Below are 19470 nucleotides of genomic sequence, written 5' to 3' on the forward strand. Positions count from 1 at the left end.
ACATTCCCGCCTGCCCGGCGACGCCCGGCACGCACGCTCGCAGCGGACGCCGCCGGGGCCGCCCTCCGGGCGGACGGCGGGAGTCTGCCGGGCACCCCAGCCATCACCCTTTTCCGGCAGGAGTACGAGAACCATGGCCAACGCACCGGTCCAGCGCATGTCCCAGTTGATGGCGAAGACGCTGCGCGACGACCCGGCGGACGCCGAGGTCCTCAGCCACAAGCTGCTCGTGCGCGCCGGGTACGTCCGACGTACCGCCGCCGGCATCTGGAGCTGGCTGCCGCTCGGCAAGAAGGTGCTGGCCAACGTCGAGCGGATCGTCCGCGAGGAGATGGACGCGATCGGCGCCCAGGAGGTGCTGCTCCCCGCCATCCTGCCCCGGGAGCCCTACGAGGCGACCGGCCGCTGGGACGAGTACGGCCCCGAGTTGTTCCGGCTCCAGGACCGCAAGGGCGGCGACTACCTCCTCGGCCCGACCCACGAGGAGATCTTCACGCTGCTGGTGAAGGACCAGGCGTCCTCCTACAAGGACCTGCCGGTCATCCTCTACCAGATCCAGCACAAGTACCGTGACGAGGCACGCCCCCGGGCCGGCATCCTGCGCGGCCGCGAGTTCCTGATGAAGGACTCGTACTCCTTCGACACCGAGGACGAGGGCCTGGCCCGGTCCTACGCGCTGCACCGCCAGGCCTACCAGAAGGTCTTCGAGCGCCTCGGCCTCGACTACCGCATCTGCGCCGCCACCGCCGGCGCGATGGGCGGCTCCAAGTCGGAGGAGTTCCTCGCCCCCGCCGAGGCCGGCGAGGACACCTTCGCCGACTGCCCGAACTGCGACTTCGCGGCCAACACCGAGGCGATCACGTACGAGTTGAAGCCCGTGGACGGCGCCTCCGTCCCGGTCCTCGAGGAGATCCCGACCCCGGACACCCCGACCATCGAGACCCTCGCCGCCCACCTCGGCGTCGAGGCCTCCGCCACCCTGAAGAACCTCCTCGTGAAGGTCGACGGCGAGATCGTGGCCGTCGGCGTCCCCGGTGACCGCGAGGTCGACCTGGGCAAGGTCGAGGCGCACTTCGCGCCCGCCGCCGTGGAGCTGGTGACGGCGGAGGACTTCGTCGGCCGCCCCGACCTCGTCCGCGGCTACGTCGGTCCGCAGGGCCTGGGCGAGAAGGTGAAGTACATCGCCGACCCGCGCGTGGCCCCCGGCACCGCCTGGATCACGGGCGCCAACAAGGAGCACACGCACGCGAAGAACGTCGTCGCGGGCCGTGACTTCGAGGTCGACCAGTACGTCGACGTCGTGGTCGTCCAGGAGGGCGACCCGTGCCCGAAGTGCGGCACCGGCCTCAAGCTGGACCGCGCCATCGAGATCGGCCACATCTTCCAGCTGGGCCGCAAGTACGCCGACGCCCTCAAGCTCGACGTCCTCGGCCAGAACGGCAAGCCGGTCCGCGTGACCATGGGCTCCTACGGCATCGGCGTCTCCCGCGCGGTCGCCGCCCTCGCCGAGCAGACCGCCGACGACAAGGGCCTGTGCTGGCCCGCCGAGGTCGCCCCGGCCGACGTGCACGTCGTCGCCGCCGGCAAGGCCCTGCAGATCGAACTGGCCCTCGACGTCTCCGAGAAGCTGCGCGAGGCGGGCCTCAGGGTCCTCGTCGACGACCGCGCCGGCGTCTCCCCGGGCGTGAAGTTCACCGACTCCGAGCTGATCGGCGTACCGAAGATCCTGGTCGCGGGCCGTCGTTCCGCCGAGGGGGTCCTGGAGCTCAAGGACCGCCGTACCGGTGAGCGCGAGGAGCTGACGGTGGACGAGGCGATCGCCCGCCTGACCGTCTGAGAAGCAGCGTGGGGCGGTGGTCGCACCGGCGGCCGCCGCTCCACGGCCTCAGAGCCAGCCGGCGAACTCCAGCAGCAGCTCGGCATCCTTCGGCCGCCCCACCCGTAGCGCCCGGACCCCCGACTCCACGGCCCGGAACAGCGTCCACCCCCGCAACCGCTCCTGATCCACCTCCAGCGACTCCGCGAGCCGCTTGATCCGTCGGCGGGTCGTCGCCGCCCCCGACGGCGTGGCGATCAGGTCCTCCACCCGGTCCCGCACGAGCCGGGCCAGGTCGAACGCGCACTCCCCGACGACCGGATCCGGTCCCACGGCCAGCCAGGGAGACCGTTCGCCCGCGAGTACCTTGCTCTGCCGGAACGTCCCGTGCAGCAGCCGCAGTTCGGGCGGTGCGGCCAGCAGTTCCTCCCGGGCCGAGAGAGCCGCGTCCACCAGTCCCGCCACCTGTGCGGGAGCGCCGCGCATGGCGGCGGCCTGCCGCCCGGTCCGCTCGGCCACCGTCTCGAAGACCGGCCCCTCGGGCGGCGGGACCCACAGCCGCCGCAGCGCCCCCGCCGCCTCCAGCAACGCCTTCGCCTCCGGCAGCGACCGCACGGAGACGTCGGGATGCAGCCGCTCCAGCAGCAGCACACCCTCGGCGACGAACGGCTCCAGCAGCTGTACGGCCCCCCGCCCGTCCCAGTGCGCGAGAGCCGCCCGCTCGCTCTCCGGACGGGCCCGGGGCGGGGCCAGCTTGAGCACGGCCGGCGTCCCGTCGGGCCGCCGTACGAGCACGACGAGGCTGCTGCGCCCGCCGGGCACCTGGACCCGCTCCACGGTCAACTCGCGCCGCGCGACGGCCTGTCCGGCGGTCTCGGGCAGCTTGTCCACCCAGTCGTCGGTGTCCGGCACGCTCTCGCCGAGCGCCCGCACCAACCGCTGTGGTGGTTCGAAAGCCATGCGCGAGTCGTTCCCTTCCTAAGAAACCGAGGCGGAGGACGAGGGCGAGCCCGTGGTCGCCCGCTCGGCGAGCCCAGGGAAGGCTACGCTCCCGCCGCGCCAGCGCACGGCCCGCACCGCGGCCTCCCGCAGCGCCTCGGCGGCCGTGCTGCGCCGCCCGCCCCCGGTTGCCCGCACCACGTCGGAGTACACCCCGGCCACCCGGTCCTCCAGGCCGGCGGCGAGCCGTACCGCCGCGGCCGAGTCCGGCACCGGGAAGGGCAGCGCGTACGCCGCCGCCGCGGCCACCGGCGTTCCGCCCAGGCCCCGCACCTCGCGCACCAGGGCGTCGCGGCGGGCCCGGTGGGCGTCGTAGGCGGCCCTGGCCTCCACGCGCCGGTCCTCGCGGATCCGGCCGCCGACGACGCCGTAGCCGTAGACGGCGGCGTGCTCGGCGGCCAGCGCCTTCTGGAGGGCCTCCAGCTCCTGCTTCTCGCTCTTCTCGCTCATCGGGCACCCTCCGTCAGCAGATAGGCGTGCGCCGCGCCGGCCGCCGCCACCGAGGCCAGCAGGCGGGCCAGCTCGCCCGGCATGTCCAGCAGGGTCTTGGCCCGCCGGTCGGCGAGCGCCCGCTCGGCGGCGGCGAGCTGGGCGAGGGCGTCCTTCTCGGCCGTGGGAACAGTCATCGGCGGGGACGAGGACGGAGGTTGGGACGGGGTCGGGGAAGCAGTGGCTGTGGGAGCGGCCGTGCCGGCCCCGAACGCCTCCGCGTGCCGCGCGGCCTCCCACCGCAACGGCCCCAGCAGTGGCGCCAGCGCCGGATGGGCGGCGAGGACGGCGTCGTACCGCCCGACGATCCCCTGGCTGTCCCGAGCCGCACGCTCGCGTGCCCGCTCGACGACGGACGGGCTGCCGGCGGTGCCCTCCTCGCCGCTTCCGGTCCCGTCGGAGCACCCGACGAGAAGGGCGCCCCCGGCGACCGAGGCGAGCAGGGATCTTCTGCGGGGCCCCGAGGGGACGCGCGGCGAAGGCGGGTACGACACGACAGACGTCCTCAAAAGCTCGTACGAACACACGGGCGGGAGGTCGGGCCCGCCGGCGATCACGGTACCCGCGCATCCGGTGTCACCTGGACGGCAACACCCTCCGCGACCGGATACCCTTTGACCAGACACGCGACCTACCCACAACAGCACACGCGGCCGAGGAGTCACCCGGATGAGCACCACCCAGAGCGAGAGGCTGCGAGAGCTCCTGGAACCGCTCGTCACCTCCCAGGGTCTGGATCTCGAAGAGATCGCAGTGGACTCCGTAGGACGAAAGCGAGTGCTGCGCGTCGTCGTCGACTCGGACACCGGTGCCGACCTGGACCAGATCGCCGATGTGAGCCGCGCGCTCTCGGCGAAGCTCGACGAGACCGACGCGATGGGCGCGGGGGAGTACACCCTCGAGGTCGGCACCCCGGGCGCGGAGCGCCTCCTCAAGGAGCACCGGCACTATGTGCGCGCCGTGGACCGGCTGGTGAAGTTCCAGCTGACCGGGGGCGACGAGCTGGTCGCCAGGATCCTGAAGGTCGACGACGACGGGCTCGACCTCGAAGTGCCCGGTGTGAAGGGCCGCAAGGCCACCGCCCGCAGACTCGCGTTCTCCGACGTCGACAAGGCGCGCGTGCAGGTCGAGTTCAGCCGCAAGGACAGCAAAGAGCAGCAGGACGAGCAGGAAGAGGAGGCGTAGCCGTGGACATCGACATGAGTGCCCTGCGGGGCTTGGTTCGGGAGAAGGAGATCTCCTTCGACCTGTTGGTCGAGGCGATCGAGTCGGCCCTCCTCATCGCCTACCACCGCACCGAGGGAAGCCACCGCCACGCGCGCGTGAAACTCGACCGGGACTCCGGGCACGTGGTCGTGTGGGCGAAGGAGGACCCCGAGGACCTCGAAGAGGGCCAGGAGCCCCGGGAGTTCGACGACACCCCGTCCGACTTCGGCCGCATCGCCGCCACCACCGCCAAGCAGGTCATCCTGCAGCGGCTGCGCGACGCCGAGGACGACGCGACGCTCGGCGAGTACGCGGGGCGTGAGGGCGACATCGTCATGGGCATGGTCCAGCAGGGCCGCGACCCGAAGAACGTGCTCGTGGACATCGGCAAGCTGGAGGCCATCCTGCCGGTGCAGGAGCAGGTGCCCGGTGAGACCTATCCGCACGGCATGCGGCTCCGGTCGTACGTCGTACGGGTGGCGAGGGGTGTCCGCGGTCCGTCCGTCACCCTGTCGCGCACGCATCCCAATCTGGTGAAGAAACTCTTCGCCCTGGAGGTGCCGGAGATCGCCGACGGGTCCGTCGAGATCGCCGCGATCGCCCGTGAGGCCGGTCACCGCACAAAGATCGCCGTACGGTCCACCCGTTCGGGTCTGAACGCCAAGGGCGCCTGCATCGGCCCCATGGGCGGCCGTGTGCGCAATGTCATGGGTGAGCTGAACGGTGAGAAGATCGACATCGTCGACTGGTCGGACGACCCGGCCGAGATGGTGGCGAACGCCCTCTCGCCGGCTCGCGTCTCCAAGGTCGAGGTCGTGGACATGGCGGCCCGCTCCGCGCGGGTGACCGTCCCCGACTACCAGCTCTCCCTCGCCATCGGCAAGGAGGGGCAGAACGCCCGGCTCGCGGCCCGGCTCACCGGCTGGCGGATCGACATCCGTCCGGACACCGAGCAGGCCGGCGAGTAGCGCCGGGACCGGCGGCGGGGAATAGATCCAAGCCGTACGTGGCTTAGATCACGACAACAACCGTTCGATCGCCGCCCCCAAGGGGTGAGGTCGCTACGGGGAGGTAGACTTAAGAGTGTCTGGCCGGACGCCCGCCCGAGCATGCCCTGAACGCACCTGTGTGGGTTGCAGGCAGCGAGCGGCCAAGACCGATCTGCTGCGCATCGTGGCGATCAAGGACGCATGCGTCCCCGATCATCGCGGTACGCTGCCCGGCCGGGGTGCGTACATCCACCCCGCCCTGGTCTGTCTCGACCAGGCGGTACGCCGCCGGGTGTTCACGAGGGCGTTGCGCGCCCCGGGAGCACTCGACACAAAGGCGTTGCGCCAGTACGTCGAGCAGACAGACAGTTGCTGAGCAGGCAACACCGTAAGAAGCGTCGCGCGGAACCCCCGTGCGGCCCTGGTACCCCGCGAGTTGGAAGTAGGTCGAGATTGCGATGAGCACTCGATGAGCACGCGATGAGTACGCCCATGAAGTAGCGACGGTCCGGACGCAACCCGGACCTAAAAGGAGCGAAGTGGCTAAGGTCCGGGTATACGAACTCGCCAAGGAGTTCGGAGTGGAGAGCAAGGTCGTCATGGCCAAGCTCCAAGAACTCGGTGAATTCGTCCGTTCGGCGTCTTCGACCATCGAAGCGCCCGTTGTCCGTAAGTTGACGGACGCCCTCCAGCAGGGCAACGGAGGCGGCAAGCCCGCCTCCGCACGCAAGGCCGCCCCGGCTCGTCCGGCGGCCCCCTCTCCCGCGCAGGCCGCCCGTCCGGCCGCCCCGCGCCCGCCGGCCCCGAAGCCGGCCGCCGCCGAGACGCCCGCGGCTCCCGCCGCGCCGGCCTCGTCCGGCCCCCGTCCCACCCCGGGCCCGAAGCCCGCGCCGCGGCCCGCCCCGGCGTCCCCGGCTCCGACCACGCCCGAGTTCACGGCACCGCCGTCGGCTCCCGCCGCACCGGCTGCACAGAGCCAGGGCCAGGCCCAGGGTTCCGGCCCGCGTCCCGGTGCTCCGCGTCCGGCCGGCCAGGCCCCGCGTCCGGGCGCCCCGCGTCCGGCCGGTGGTCCCGGTCAGGGTGGTGGCCAGGGCCGCACTGAGCGCGGCGACCGTCCCGGCGCTCCGCGTCAGGGCGGCCAGGGCGCACGTCCCGGTGCTCGTCCGGCCGGTCCCCGTCCGGGCAACAACCCCTTCACCTCTGGTGGCTCCACCGGCATGGCGCGCCCGCAGGCGCCCCGTCCGGGCGGTGCCCCGCGTCCCGGCGGCCCCGGTGAGCGTCCCGGCGGCGCCCCGCGTCCGCAGGGCCAGGGCCAGGGCGGTCCCCGTCCCCAGGGCGCGGCGGGCGGTCCCCGTCCGCAGTCTCCGGGCGGCGCCCGTCCCACCCCGGGCGGCATGCCCCGTCCGCAGGGCGGCGGTCCCCGTCCCGGCGGCGGTCCCGGCGGCGCTCGTCCCAACCCCGGCATGATGCCGCAGCGTCCCGCTGCCGGCCCGCGTCCCGGCGGTGGCCCCGGTGGGGGTCGCGGTCCGGGCGGCGCAGGTCGTCCCGGTGGCGGTGGCGGCGGTCGTCCCGGCGGCGGCGGTTTCGCCGGCCGTCCGGCCGGTCCCGGTGGCGGTGGCGGCGGTTTCGCCGGTCGTCCCGGTGGTCCCGGTGGCGGTGGCGGCGGTTTCGCCGGCCGTCCGGGTGGTCCCGGCGGTGGCGGCGGCGGTCGTCCCGGCTTCGGCGGTCGTCCCGGTGGTCCCGGTGGCCGTGGTGGCACGCAGGGCGCCTTCGGTCGTCCCGGCGGTCCCGCGCGTCGCGGTCGCAAGTCGAAGCGGCAGAGGCGCCAGGAGTACGAGGCCATGCAGGCCCCGTCGGTCGGCGGCGTGATGCTGCCTCGCGGCAACGGACAGTCCGTCCGCCTGTCGCGCGGTGCCTCCCTCACCGACTTCGCCGAGAAGATCGGCGCCAACCCGGCGTCGCTCGTCGGCGTGATGATGAACCTCGGCGAGATGGTCACCGCCACGCAGTCCGTCTCCGACGAGACGCTGAGGCTTCTCGCGGACGAGATGAACTTCGTCCTCGAGATCGTCAGCCCCGAGGAGGAGGACCGCGAGCTGCTCGAGTCCTTCGACATCGAGTTCGGCGAGGACGAGGGTGGCGAGGAGTTCCTCGTCGCGCGTCCGCCGGTCGTGACCGTCATGGGTCACGTCGACCACGGCAAGACCCGCCTCCTCGACACCATCCGCAAGACGAACGTCGTCGCGGGCGAGGCCGGCGGTATCACGCAGCACATCGGTGCGTACCAGGTCACGACTCAGGTCAACGACGAAGAGCGCAAGATCACCTTCATCGACACCCCGGGTCACGAGGCGTTCACCGCCATGCGTGCCCGTGGTGCCAAGTCGACCGACATCGCGATCCTCGTGGTGGCGGCCAACGACGGTGTGATGCCCCAGACGATCGAGGCGCTGAACCACGCCAAGGCGGCCGACGTGCCGATCGTGGTCGCGGTCAACAAGATCGACGTCGAGGGTGCCGACCCGACCAAGGTGCGCGGTCAGCTGACCGAATACGGCCTCGTGGCCGAGGAGTACGGCGGCGACACCATGTTCGTCGACATCTCCGCCAAGCAGGGCCTCAACATCGAGGCTCTTCTGGAGGCCGTGGTCCTCACCGCGGACGCCTCGCTCGACCTGCGGGCCAACCCGGAGCAGGACGCGCAGGGTATTGCGATCGAGTCCCGTCTCGACCGTGGCCGCGGTGCCGTCGCGACCGTCCTGGTCCAGCGAGGCACCCTGCGGGTCGGCGACACCATGGTGGTCGGCGACGCGTACGGCCGTGTCCGCGCGATGCTCGACGACAAGGGCGACAACCTGGAAGAGGCGGGTCCGTCGACTCCGGTCCTCGTCCTCGGTCTCACCAACGTCCCGGGCGCCGGCGACAACTTCCTCGTCGTCGACGAGGACCGTACGGCCCGCCAGATCGCCGAGAAGCGCGCGGCGCGTGAGCGCAACGCCAACTTCGCCCGGCGCGGAGTCAGGTTCTCCCTGGAGAACCTGGACGAGGCCCTCAAGGCCGGTCTGGTGCAGGAACTCAACCTCATCATCAAGGGCGACGCGTCCGGTTCGGTGGAGGCTCTCGAGTCCTCGCTGCTCCAGCTCGACGTCGGCGAAGAGGTCGACATCCGCATCCTGCACCGCGGTGTCGGTGCGGTCACGGAGTCGGACGTGGACCTGGCGATGGGCTCGGACGCCATCGTGATCGGCTTCAACGTGCGCGCCGCAGGGCGTGCCGCGCAGATGGCCGAGCGCGAGGGTGTGGATGTCCGTTACTACTCGGTCATCTACCAGGCGATCGAGGAGATCGAGGCGGCCCTGAAGGGCATGCTCAAGCCGGAGTACGAAGAGGTCGAGCTCGGTACGGCGGAGATCCGCGAGGTCTTCAAGTCGTCCAAGCTGGGCAACATCGCCGGTGTCCTGGTCCGCTCCGGCGAGGTCAAGCGCAACACCAAGGCGCGCCTCATCCGCGACGGCAAGGTGGTCGCGGAGAGCCTCACCATCTCCGGTCTGCGTCGCTTCAAGGACGACGTCACCGAGATCCGCGAAGGGTTCGAGGGCGGTATCAACCTCGGCAACTTCAACGACATCAAGGTCGACGACGTCATCGCGACGTACGAGATGCGCGAGAAGCCGCGAGGCTGATCGTCACAGCACGCGATCGGGGCCGGTCGGCGGACGTAATATCCGTCGATCGGCCCCGGCCGTTGCGTGTACGGTTCCCGTATCGGCGTCGAAGCGTGGCGCCCGTACCCCGAACCGGCGGGACATCCGGACACGTATGTATGTGGGGACTCTGTCCTTCGACCTGCTCCTCGGCGACGTGCACTCGCTGAAGGAGAAACGCTCTCTCGTCCGTCCGATCGTGGCCGAGCTCCAGCGCAAGTACGCGGTGAGCGCGGCGGAGACGGGCAACCAGAACCTCCACCGCAGGGCCGAGATCGGGCTCGCGGTGGTCTCGGGGGACACGGGACACCTCAGCGACGTGCTGGACCGCTGCGAGCGGCTGGTCGCGGCGCGGCCCGAGGTGGAACTGCTCTCGGTTCGACGCAGGCTCCACAGCGACGAAGACTGAAGCAAGAAGTAAGTACTTAAGGAGACGGACCAGTGGCCGACAACGCGCGCGCCAAGAGGCTGGCGGACCTCATCCGAGAGGTGGTGGCCCAGAAGCTGCTGCGCGGGATCAAGGACCCGCGGCTCGGCTCACACGTCACCATCACGGACACCCGGGTCACGGGTGACCTTCGGGAGGCGACCGTCTTCTACACGGTGTACGGCGGGGACGAGGAGCGGGCGGCCGCGGCCGCCGGACTGGAGAGCGCCAAGGGCGTGCTCCGCAGCGCGGTCGGTGCGGCGGCGGGCGTGAAGTTCACCCCGACGCTGACCTTCGTGGCCGACGCGCTGCCCGACACCGCCAAGACCATCGACGACCTCCTCGACAAGGCGCGCCAGTCCGACGAGAAGGTGCGCGAGGTCTCGGCCGGCGCCAAGTACGCCGGCGACGCCGACCCGTACCGGAAGCCGGACGACGAGGACGAGACGGACGACGCCGCCGAATGACGCAGAAGAACCGGACGCCCGACGGCCTTGTCATCGTGGACAAGCCGTCGGGCTTCACCTCGCACGACGTGGTCGCCAAGATGCGCGGGATCGCCAGGACCCGCCGCGTCGGACACGCCGGCACCCTCGACCCCATGGCGACGGGTGTGCTGGTCCTCGGTGTCGAGAAGGCCACCAAGCTCCTCGGGCACCTCGCGCTGACCGAGAAGGAGTACCTGGGCACGATCCGGCTCGGCCAGACGACCCTGACCGACGACGCCGAGGGCGAGATCACGGGGTCGGTCGACGCCTCGAAGGTCACCCGCGACGCCGTCGACGCCGGGATCGCCCAGCTGACCGGCGCCATCATGCAGGTGCCGTCCAAGGTCAGCGCCATCAAGATCGACGGAGTGCGCTCGTACAAGCGGGCACGGGAGGGCGAGGACTTCGAGATCCCGGCCCGCCCCGTCACCGTCTCGTCCTTCGCGGTGCACGACGTCCGGGACGCGGTCGCCGAGGACGGCACGGCCGTCGTGGACCTGGTCGTGTCGGTGGTCTGCTCCTCCGGCACCTACATCCGGGCGCTGGCCCGTGACTTGGGCGCGGGCCTGGGCGTGGGCGGTCATCTGACGGCTCTGCGCCGCACGCGTGTGGGCCCGTACAAGCTGGACGCGGCCAGGACCCTCGACCAGCTCCAGCAGGAGCTGACGGTGATGCCGATCGCCGAGGCCGCGGCAGCCGCCTTCCGGCGCTGGGACGTCGACGACCGCCGGGCCAAGCTGCTCACCAACGGCGTACGGCTCGACATGCCGGACGAGTACGCGGGCGCCGGCACGGTGGCCGTCTTCGACCCGGAGGGTCACTTCCTGGCGCTGGTCGAGGAACACAAGGGCAAGGCGAAGAGCCTGGCCGTCTTCGGCTGACGCCTGACCGTGGGGCACCGAGGCCGTCTGCCCGTGGAGCGGCGATCACGGGGTTGTGCCGCCGCTCCACGGTCCCCCCTCGGTTCCCCCACCCCTAGGGTGTATCCGCCGTCCCCCTTCCATTCACCCGCGCGGGCAGGCGCTCGGAGTGAACCGGGGGTGTGGAAGGGGGCGCGTTCACGACGCGTTCTGTCCCGCTGATCACCGCACGCCTACCGTCGACAACAGGAACGTGCGTACGGCGGGGAGGTCGGCCATGGTGGCAGGGGGTGACTCCGTCCAGGGAGCCGTGGAACTCGTGCGGATCCACGACCCGGCGGGGCGGCTGCGCGGAACCGGCTTCGTCGCCGACCATCACGGCACCGTCGTCACCAGTCACGAGAGCGTCGCCGGGCCGGCCCGGCTCGTTCTGCGGGCCGGTGACCGCAGTTGCGAGGTGGGCGCCGACGCGGTGACCCCGCTGCCCGGGCTGGACCTGGCACTCGTGCGGACCGAGGGCCTCGACCTGGACCCGCTGCCCTTCTCCGTGCGCGACACCGTCGAGACCGGCGCCTATGTGAGGCTTCCCGCCGGCTGCTGGCGCGAGGCCCGGGTCCTCGGTGCGGCCGCCGTGACCTACACGGCCACCGACCGCAGCCATCTCCTCGAGGGCGCACTGGAGTTGGCGATCGGCACCGCGGGCCGGGACGCGCTGCGGCCGGGCGGCGGGGCCGCCGGAGGGCCCGTGCTCGACGCCGCCACCGGCGCGGTGGTCGCCGTCCTCGGCACCGCCCTGCACAGCGCCCACAGCGCCGGCGGCTACGCGGTCCCGATCGGCTCCCTGCGCACCGGCCCCCTCGCCGACCTGCTCGCTGAGAACGCCGCGACGGTCCCGGCGTACGGCGCCGACCTCAATCTCGCCGGTGTGCTGGAGCTGACGGCCACCTCGGTGGGTCAGGACGGCCCGGCCGGTCACGGATCCCCGGACGACCGGACAACGCCGGTCGAACGAGCCGCGGTCATCAGGGAGTTCGCCGCGTTCACCGAAGGTCCGGCACTCGTCCTCGGCCTCGTCGGACCGCCCGGCAGCGGCCGTACGACACAGCTCGCGTCCCTCGCCGACCACCGCCACCGCGGCCCCGCCCCGGCCCCCACGCTCTGGCTGCGCGGCGCCGACCTGGAGGACACCGACACCTCGGTGGCCGACGCGGCCCGCCGCGCGCTCACCAGGGCCGCCCGGATCGTGGCGGCCTCCGCCGACACCGTCCCCGCCGACCTGGGCGACCTCACCCCCGAGCGGCTGGCCCGGCTCTCCCGCACCGCGGGCCGCCCCCTGTTCCTCCTCCTCGACGGCCCCGAGGAGATGCCCCCGGTCCTGGCCCACCGCCTCGCCGAGTGGACCGAGGGCACGGCGAAGTGGCTGGGGGAGACGGGGGCGCGGCTGGTGGTGGCGTGCCGGGCGGAGTACTGGGAGGGGGCGGCCTTCCCGAAGGAGCTGCTGCACGGCGACCCGGAGGGCGACTTCCCGCCCTGCGTACGGCTCGGTGACCTCACCGACGACGAGGCCCGCCGCGCCAGGGCCCGCTACGCCCTCCCCGAGGGCACGCTCGCCGCCTCCGACGCCCGCCACCCCCTCACCCTGCGCCTCCTCTCCGAGGTCCGCGCCGCCCTCCCGCACGCGCCCCACGCCCCCGTGGACCGCGACCAGGTCTTCGAGGCCCACCTCGACCTGATGTGCCTGCGCATCGCGGTACGGCTGGCCACCCCGGGCGGCCTGCGCGGCGCCGCCGTCCGCAGGCTCGCCGCCAAGGTCTCCGGCCAGGTCCACGAGGCCGCCCGCCGCAGCCTCGGCCCCGGCCAGGGCGAACTCGACCGGGAGTCGTTCGAGGCGGTGTTCCCCTGGGGCCAGGCCCCCAAGCGGCTCGGCGGCACCGGCTGGGCCTCCGCCGTCCTCACCGAGGGCCTCCTCGTCCCCGCCGGCAGCGGCTACCGCTTCGCCCACGAGGAGCTCGCCGACTGGATCCAGGGAATGCACCTGGACCTGGACGAGGCCCTGCGCGCCCTGGTCCACCGCCCCCGCACCGGCCGACGACACCCCCTCCCCGTCCCGCACCACCGCATCGGACCCGTCGTCCAGGCCCTGCTCCTCGTCGCCCGCCAACACGGCGCACCGCAACTGGCGTACCGGCTCGAGGAGTTGCTGCACGCCCTCGACGCCGACCTGCACTCCTGGTGGGCGGCCCGACTGCTCACCGAGACCCTGCTGCGCGTGCCCGACGCGACGCCGTACACCGGTGTCCTGCGGCAGCTCACCGACCGTCTGGTGGCCCGGCGCAGCGAGGGGGAATCGGTCCCGGCCGCGTTCGGGCCCGCCTTCTGGACCGCCCTGCGCCTTTCGCAGGGCACCCGCTTCGACCTGCTCCGGCGTCTCGTCCTCGCCGACGGGCCGCCGCACGAACCCGGCCCCCGGTTCCTGGACGCCGTCGCGGAGCTGCTGGCCGCCGACCCCACCGCCGTACAGCCGCAGCTCACCCGCTGGTTCGACGACGAGCGGCCGTTGCCCGCGACGCCGCACGCCACCGTGGCGAGGGCCGCCCAGGCGCTGTTGCACACGCACCGGACGCGGGCCCTGGACGACCTCGCGGAGGTGCTCGTCGGCTGTGCGCACCCGCGGGCCGACGAGCTGCTCGCCGTGCTGGCCGAGGAGGAGCCGTCGACGGTGTGCCGGGCCGTGGACCGGTGGGCGCACGACGAGCGGCCGGCCCGGCGGGTCGCGGCGGTGGCGTACGGACTGCGTGCCGCCCCGCACGTGCGCACCGAGGCCGACCGCGAGCTCTTGCGCTACGTGGCCCTTACTCTGCTGGCCCGTCCCGAGGACTGCACCCTGCACGGGGGCGCGCTCGCCCTGCTGGTCCGCGATCCACACACGCGTGCCCGTCATCTTCCGCAGGCGCTCGGTCACTTCGCGGCCGGCGACCCGCAGTTCCCGCCGAGCGCGCTGGTCCCCGCGCTCGCCACCGACCCCGAACCGGTCCTGGACGCCTTCAGGGCGCGGCTGCGCAGACCGGGCGCCGGGGAGGTGCTGCGCACGCTCGCCGACGTCACCACGCCCGCCCTGGCCCGCCGGGTGGCCGCGCTGGTGCGGGAGGCGGTGCAGCGGCGCCCGGAGACGGCCGGGGACGTGGCCGCGTACGTCGACCGGCGCCTCGACCAGGGCCCCGCCGCCCGGGCCCTGCTCCTCCCGCTGGTCACCGGCCTGCTGGACGGCGGCCCGCAGGAGGTGCGGGCCGCGCTGGCGGCCGTACTCGCCGGGCCGGGCACCCCCGTCTCCCGCCCGCTGCGCAAGGAACTCCTCGACGTCCTCATGGACCAGGAACGCGAGCCCGCGGTCCTGGTCGCCCTGCTGCCCGCGGCCGCCGCCCGCGCGGACGCCGACATCCGCGATCTCGTCCACCGCATCGGTCTCCTCCTCGTCCGCACCCCGGACGGCGCGACCCGCTTCGACCGCGGCCTCGTCGACCTCGGCCGGCATGTCCCCGGGTTCGCGGGGCTGGTGGCAGGCTGGCTCGCCGAGCGCCCGCAGGAGTGGGCGGCGGTGGTCGGCCCCGGCACCCGGCGGATGATCGAGAACCTGGCGGGGGTACGGGTTCCCGCGTGAGTCCGCCGAGTTCGGCGGGCCCCGGAGCCCTCGGGTCCGCGTGCGTCGGGTCACAGCCCCCATGCCGATGCGAGCGACGGGCGCGCGGCATGGCACCCTTAGACCTGCGTAAGTCGCAAGAGTCAATACGGACACGGGTTCGACGAGGAGCGGTCACAGTGCAGCGCTGGCGTGGCTTGGAGGACATCCCCGAGGACTGGGGGCGCAGCGTCGTCACCATCGGTTCCTACGACGGGGTCCACCGCGGGCACCAGCTGATCATCCGGCATGCCGTGGACCGGGCGCGCGAGCTGGGCGTGCCCTCCGTGGTCGTCACCTTCGATCCGCACCCCAGCGAGGTCGTCCGCCCCGGCAGCCACCCGCCGCTGCTGGCCCCGCACCACCGCCGCGCCGAGCTCATGGCCGAGCTGGGCGTGGACGCGCTCCTGATCCTCCCCTTCACCACGGAGTTCTCGAAGCTCTCGCCCGCCGAGTTCGTCGTCAAGGTCCTTGTCGACAAGCTGCACGCCAAGGCGGTCGTCGAGGGCCCCAACTTCCGCTTCGGCCACAAGGCCGCGGGCAACGTCGACTTCCTCGTCCAGCAGGGCAAGACGTACGACTTCGAGGTCGAGGTCGTCGACCTGTACGTGACCGGCGCGGCGGGCGGTGGCGAGCCGTTCTCGTCCACCCTGACCCGGCGTCTGGTCGCCGAGGGCGACGTGGAGGGCGCCGGGGAGATCCTGGGCCGCCCGCACCGGGTCGAGGGCGTGGTCGTGCGCGGCGCCCAGCGCGGCCGTGAACTCGGCTTCCCGACCGCCAACGTCGAGACCCTCCCGCACACCGCCATCCCCGCCGACGGCGTCTACGCCGGCTGGCTGCACACCCAGGGCGAGGCGATGCCGGCCGCGATCTCCGTCGGCACCAACCCGCAGTTCGACGGCACCGAGCGCACGGTGGAGGCGTACGCCATCGACCGCGTCGGGCTCGACCTGTACGGGCTGCACGTGGCGGTGGACTTCCTCGCCTATGTGCGCGGGCAGCAGAAGTTCGACTCGCTGGACGCGCTGCTCAAGGCGATGGCCGGCGACGTGCAGCGGTGCCGTGAGCTGATCGCGGGCGCGCAGGCCTGACCGACGGGACGACAGACGACACGACAGACGACACGACAAGAGGGCCGGCACCTTCACGGTGCCGGCCCTCTTTTCCGTTGTGCTACTGCTGCGGCGGCCGGCCCGCGTTCGGGTCGTACGGCGGCTGCGGGAACCCCGGCTGCGGCTGACCGGGCTGACCCGGCTGACCGGTCTGCCACGGCTGGCCGGGCTGGGCGCCCGGGAAGCCCTGGAACGGCGGCTGGGGCTGTTGCGGCTGCGCGGCCGGGGCCTGCTGGTGACCCGGCATCGGGGGAGCCATGGTCGGCGGCTGGTGGCCGCCCTGCCCGGTCCACAGGCCCTGCTCCTGCTGGGCCCGCACGAAGTCCTCGGCCACCATCGCGGCGAGGTCGAAGTACGCCTCCCGGACCTTCGGCCGCATCATGTCGAGGTCGACCTCGGCACCGGCCGCCAGGTGCTCGTCGAACGGCACCACGATGACGCCACGGCAGCGCTGCTCGAAGTGGGTGACGATGTCCTCCACCTTGATCATCTTGCCGGTCTCGCGCACCCCCGAGATCACGGTGATGGACCGGGAGACCAGGGACGCGTACCCGTGCGCCGACAACCAGTCCAGCGTCGTGCTGGCGCTGCTCGCACCGTCCACCGACGGCGTCGAGATGATGATCAGCTGGTCGGCGAGGTCCAGGACCCCGCGCATGGCGCTGTAGAGCAGACCCGTGCCCGAGTCCGTGAGGATGATCGGGTACTGGCGGCCCAGCACGTCGATCGCGCGCCGGTAGTCCTCGTCGTTGAACGTCGTGGACACGGCCGGGTCGACGTCGTTGGCGATGATCTCCAGGCCCGACGCCGCCTGGGAGGTGAACCGGCGGATGTCCATGTACGAGTTCAGGTACGGGATCGCCTGGACCAGGTCGCGGATGGTCGCGCCGGTCTCGCGCCGCACCCGGCGGCCGAGCGTGCCGGCGTCCGGGTTGGCGTCGATGGCGAGGATCTTGTCCTGCCGCTCGGTGGCGAGGGTGGAGCCGAGGGCGGTCGTCGTGGTCGTCTTGCCCACGCCGCCCTTGAGGCTGATCACCGCGATCCGGTAGCAGGACAGCACCGGGGTGCGGATGAGGTCCAGCTTGCGCTGCCTCTCCTGCTCCTCCTTCTTGCCGCCGATCTTGAACTTCGACCCACCGGGAGTGGGGCGGCTGCTCTTGGCCTTCTGCTTCTTGCTGTTGACGAGCCGGTCCGAGGTCAGCTCGACCGCGGCGTTGTAGCCGAGCGGCGCGCCCGCGCCGGCGACCTGCTGACGCTGGTCGTGCTGGACGGCGGCGGGCCAGGCGGCACCGGTACGCGGATCCACCCCCGGCTGGCCGGGGGCGCCCGCGTAGGGGTTGGGCTGGGGTGCCGGCGGTGCCTGCGGTGCCTGCGGTGCCTGCGGCGGCTGCTGTCCCGGCTGGGCCGGCGGCATGGGCTGACCGGGGTGGCCCGGGGCCTGCTGCTGGGGCTGGGCCGGGGCGGGCGGCTGCGGGTAGCCGTACCCGCCCGGGGCGGGCTGGGGGGCCTGCGGGAAGCCGTAGCCGCTCTGGGGGTTCGGGGGCGCGGGGGGCTGCGGGAACCCCTGACCGGCCTGCGGGTTCGGCGGGGCGGGCGGCTGGGGGTAGCCGTAGCCGCCCTGGCCGGGCTGCGGGGCCGGGGGCTGGGGCTGGGGCTGGGGGAAGCCGTAGCCGCTCTGCGGGTGCTGGGGAGCGGGGGGTTGCGGGTAGCCGTAACCGCCCTGCCCCGCCGGGCCGTCGGGCTGCGGCGGCTGGGCCGGCCAGCCGGAGGGGGCCGGCTGCGGTGCCTGCGGCGGGGCCGCGGGGGCCGCCGGCTGGGCGTGCGGGGGCGGGGTGCCGGGGTACGCGGCGGGCGGCTGCGGCTGTCCGCCGGTCGACCACTCCGGGGCCGACGGCGGGGCCGCGCCGGAGTCCGCCGACGCGAACTGCGGTGGGAGCGGCGGGACGGCACCCTGCGGAGCCGGCGGGGGCCGCCAGCCGTCCTGCTGGGCTTCGGGCTGCTCCGGGGCGGAGGGCTGCGCGGGCTGGGGCTGCTCCGGGGCAGCCGGGGGCTGCTCGGGTACAGCCGTCTGCGCGGCCGGGGCGTCCGGTGCGGCGGCCTGCGGCTCCGCACCGGTCTCGGCGTCACCGGCGGCGGTGTCGGCCGGGGGTTCTGGGGCCTCCGCGCTCGGCGGGCCTTGGGGGGTGTCCGCGTCCTGGCCGGCGGTGCCGGGTTCGCCGTCGTCGCCGGACGCGGCTGCCGCCTCGCTCGGCTCGGGGGCGGGGGCGGGGGCGGCCGGTGCGGTGTCACCCGACTCCGGGGGAACCTGTGGAGCCTCGCCGGAGGCCGACGGCTCGGGATCGGTGGGCGCGTCCGCCGACGGGGCGGCCGGGGGCTGCGGGGCGCTCGTCGTCGGAGCGGCGGCGGACGGGGTGTCGCCACGGCCTTCCGCGTCCCCGCCGGCCGAAGGTACGGCGGTGTCGGCGCCCTGGGCGGCGGGCGGCCCCGGGGGTGCGGGGGCCACGGGGGCGGCGGGCGGCGTGGGGGCGACCGGGGGTGCGGGCGCCGGCGACGCCATGGCAGGCGCGGGAGGCGCCGGGGCCGCGGGTGCTTGGGCCGCCGGCGGTTGCGGGTAGCCGTAACCGCTCTGGGGGTTGGGTGCCGCGGGCGGCTGCGGGTAGCCGTAGCCGCTCTGGGGGTTCGGGGGTGCCGGGGGCTGCGGGTAGCCGTAACCGCTCTGCGGGTGCGGAGGAGCCGGCGGCTGCGGGGCCGCGGGGTTTCCCGCCCACGGCGGCGGAGGCGGCGGCGCAGTCGCGCCGGCCGCACCCGCGGACGGGTCGAACTGCGGGCCGGGGACGGGCGCCGACGGTGCGGAACCGGACGTATCGGGGTAACCGGGGTGGGGTGCAGGCGTGGTGGGGGCAGGGGCGGGCGCGGGAGGCGCCGGCTCGGCCTCGGGCGCGGCGCTCTGCGTGTACCAGGCAGGTGCGGCGTAGTCGATGGTGAACTCGCCCGTCATCTCCGTGGCGGACTCCGCGTCGGACTGGTCGTCGCTGGGCGTGGTCCAGCCCGCGCGCAGCCCGTCCCGATCGCTCTGCACAATTCCTCCTGGTTGGTCGAGCACCCTCGTGCCGGGTGGGCACTCATGTGCCGGGCTGGGGGCGACCGTTCCTGTTGTCCGATCCGACTGAAGTCCCCTGGACGCGAACAACCCACCCGTGGATTCCTACGTCGCACCCGCATCAAGCGTAAACGCCACAGGCGTCGGCGGGGCAGGCCCGTCCGCTGTGCGCTCGCGCCCAACGGGCCGGTGCCTGCCCTGATGTCGGCCTTGTGACGGTTGTCCGTGTCCTGAGCCCGGGGCCGCGGTGCCTGCTCGGCTGCCGCGCTACTCGGCCTGCTCCGCGGTCGGGCCGCCGTTGTGCGAGGTGGGCTCAAGGTCGAACTCGCCGTCGCGGGCGCCCAGTACGAAGGCCCGCCACTCCGCCTCCGTGTACCGCAGCACGGTGTCCGGGTCCAGGGAGGACCGCATGGCCACCGCGCCCTCGGGGAGGTAGGCGATCTCGACGCGCTCCTCGTGCTCCTCGGTGCCGGGTGCGCTGAGCCACTCGACGCCGGAGATGTCCAGGGCGTACAGCTCGTCCCGTTCCCTCGCCTTTCGTGCCTTGACGTCCTCGTCCGGCGTCTTTGCGGCGATGTCGTCCGTGTCAGACATGGTCGGCGGG

15 protein-coding genes are annotated in these 19470 nt (G+C 73.3%); 10 read left to right on the forward strand and 5 right to left on the reverse strand.

The genetic code is table 11. The annotated features are described in order from the left end of the window. Window positions 1–133: 133 nt before the first annotated feature. Window positions 134–1837, forward strand: a complete 1704-nt coding sequence (locus ACGFWE_RS36370; protein ID WP_352389507.1) for a proline--tRNA ligase — start codon at window positions 134–136, stop codon at window positions 1835–1837. A 48-nt stretch (window positions 1838–1885) separates the two neighbouring features. Here ACGFWE_RS36370 and ACGFWE_RS36375 read toward each other — a convergent pair whose 3' ends face one another. Genes ACGFWE_RS36375 through ACGFWE_RS36385 form a run of 3 tightly spaced genes read right to left on the reverse strand, consistent with a single transcriptional unit; the run spans window position 1886 to window position 3798 of the window. Continuing rightward, window positions 1886–2776, reverse strand: a complete 891-nt coding sequence (locus tag ACGFWE_RS36375) for an aminoglycoside phosphotransferase family protein (RefSeq protein ID WP_393604403.1) — start codon at window positions 2774–2776, stop codon at window positions 1886–1888. A gap of 18 nt (window positions 2777–2794) precedes the next feature. Continuing rightward, window positions 2795–3265: a ferritin-like domain-containing protein gene (locus ACGFWE_RS36380; protein WP_352389509.1), complete on the reverse strand. Its 471-nt coding sequence runs from the start codon at window positions 3263–3265 to the stop codon at window positions 2795–2797. Then, entirely contained in the window at window positions 3262–3798 is a 537-nt protein-coding gene (locus tag ACGFWE_RS36385) for a hypothetical protein (protein ID WP_393604405.1), read from the reverse strand. Before ACGFWE_RS36385 ends, ACGFWE_RS36380 begins: the two co-directional genes overlap by 4 nt. 175 nt (window positions 3799–3973) lie before the next feature. Between ACGFWE_RS36385 and rimP the strand changes: the two genes are divergently transcribed. From rimP to ACGFWE_RS36430, 9 genes are all read left to right on the forward strand, one after another. Continuing rightward, complete coding sequence (gene rimP / locus ACGFWE_RS36390; protein ID WP_393604407.1) at window positions 3974–4489, forward strand: ribosome maturation factor RimP; 516 nt, start codon at window positions 3974–3976, stop codon at window positions 4487–4489. A gap of 2 nt (window positions 4490–4491) precedes the next feature. Then, entirely contained in the window at window positions 4492–5478 is a 987-nt protein-coding gene (gene nusA / locus ACGFWE_RS36395; protein WP_352389512.1) for a transcription termination factor NusA, read from the forward strand. Window positions 5479–5593: 115 nt separating this feature from the next. Next, a complete protein-coding gene (locus ACGFWE_RS36400; protein ID WP_352389513.1) occupies window positions 5594–5875 on the forward strand; it encodes a YlxR family protein in 282 nt (93 codons plus the stop codon). A gap of 163 nt (window positions 5876–6038) precedes the next feature. Beyond that, complete coding sequence (gene infB, locus ACGFWE_RS36405) at window positions 6039–9182, forward strand: translation initiation factor IF-2 (protein ID WP_393604410.1); 3144 nt, start codon at window positions 6039–6041, stop codon at window positions 9180–9182. Between the two features lie 136 nt (window positions 9183–9318). Beyond that, entirely contained in the window at window positions 9319–9612 is a 294-nt protein-coding gene (locus ACGFWE_RS36410) for a DUF503 domain-containing protein (protein WP_352389515.1), read from the forward strand. A 32-nt stretch (window positions 9613–9644) separates the two neighbouring features. Next, window positions 9645–10097: a 30S ribosome-binding factor RbfA gene (rbfA, locus tag ACGFWE_RS36415; protein ID WP_352389516.1), complete on the forward strand. Its 453-nt coding sequence runs from the start codon at window positions 9645–9647 to the stop codon at window positions 10095–10097. Then, complete coding sequence (truB, locus tag ACGFWE_RS36420; RefSeq protein WP_352389517.1) at window positions 10094–10999, forward strand: tRNA pseudouridine(55) synthase TruB; 906 nt, start codon at window positions 10094–10096, stop codon at window positions 10997–10999. Before rbfA ends, truB begins: the two co-directional genes overlap by 4 nt. Window positions 11000–11255: 256 nt before the next feature. Then, complete coding sequence (locus tag ACGFWE_RS36425; RefSeq protein ID WP_393604413.1) at window positions 11256–14636, forward strand: trypsin-like peptidase domain-containing protein; 3381 nt, start codon at window positions 11256–11258, stop codon at window positions 14634–14636. Between the two features lie 158 nt (window positions 14637–14794). After that, complete coding sequence (locus ACGFWE_RS36430; RefSeq protein WP_352389519.1) at window positions 14795–15745, forward strand: bifunctional riboflavin kinase/FAD synthetase; 951 nt, start codon at window positions 14795–14797, stop codon at window positions 15743–15745. Between the two features lie 82 nt (window positions 15746–15827). Here ACGFWE_RS36430 and ACGFWE_RS36435 read toward each other — a convergent pair whose 3' ends face one another. Both ACGFWE_RS36435 and ACGFWE_RS36440 read right to left on the reverse strand, forming a co-directional pair. Further along, window positions 15828–18845 (reverse strand): SCO5717 family growth-regulating ATPase, encoded by a 3018-nt coding sequence (locus ACGFWE_RS36435; protein WP_393604415.1) that lies wholly within the window; start codon window positions 18843–18845, stop codon window positions 15828–15830. Window positions 18846–19133: 288 nt separating this feature from the next. After that, window positions 19134–19460, reverse strand: coding sequence for a DUF397 domain-containing protein (locus ACGFWE_RS36440; RefSeq protein ID WP_352389521.1), 327 nt, complete (start codon window positions 19458–19460; stop codon window positions 19134–19136). Window positions 19461–19470 lie beyond the last annotated feature (10 nt).

The organism is Streptomyces sp. NPDC048523, assembly GCF_043199815.1.
Taxonomy (GTDB): domain Bacteria; phylum Actinomycetota; class Actinomycetes; order Streptomycetales; family Streptomycetaceae; genus Streptomyces.